Annotated in this window: 1 protein-coding gene; it reads left to right on the top strand. The window is 45.7% G+C overall.

The window, feature by feature from the left end; all coding sequences use genetic code 11:
* On the top strand, positions 1 to 851 hold an 851-nt coding region (locus A3729_RS32130), incomplete at both ends, for a hypothetical protein (protein ID WP_197475516.1).

The following is an 851-nucleotide window of genomic DNA, read 5'->3' as shown; positions in this document are numbered from 1 at the left end:
CACAGATTTGGGCAAGTCAATATCTAGCGGATCAGGAAGTCTGGGTTCTACCCGGAACTGAGTCTGCTTCACGGCATTGCCGCAAGAATCCTGACTCTCTTGATTCTTCCTGCGTTAACTCATTAAGGTTGGATAGTGCTGGTCTTGGTAGCGTTTACTCTCCAGAAATCGCTATTAATGAGCTGGGGCATGCGGTCGTTATATGGATTCAGCCAAGGTCTCCTGACGCACAGCTGACAGCATGGGTTAACATGTTTGATGGGAATGCATGGAGCGGGCCACGAGATCTTTTAAGTGGGTCTTCTGTTGATGGTGAGGTTAGAAATACCAGTTTTAGCTTAAGTGATTCTGGAGGGGTTGTTGGTGGTTTCATTCAACAAAGCTCTGCCGGTGTTCAGCGTGTAAGGCTGCTTTCTTTTAATTTTATTACCGGGTTTAATGGTTTGGGGTTTGGCGCTCCAATTTATATTGATACAGTATCAGGAGCCGATGTTTTGGGAGACGCCCAAGACCTTGAATTATCTCTTAGTTCCTCAGGTCTTGGTGTGGTGGTGTGGTCACAGGAAGTGTCGGGCTTCGACAGAGTTAGAGCAAGAAGATTCAATGTATCAAGTGATGCAACTCTGAGCAGTGATGAAACACAGTTTGTTGATGTTGTTGGTGCAGAAACACACTTTGCGGTTCAACCTAAACCCTCAATTTCTGATAATGGCGATCTCTACGTTGCTTGGCGTCAATCTTCTGGAGGTCGATATGATCTAATGCTTAATCGTAACGCTAGCGGAGAGTGGGAAGATGCTAAAAAGATTGAATATGATGACTCGGCAAGCGTTAGTGAGTTTACTCTGGCC

Source organism: Oleiphilus sp. HI0043 (assembly GCF_001634935.1).
This window is presented reverse-complemented; position numbering and strand designations above follow the sequence as displayed.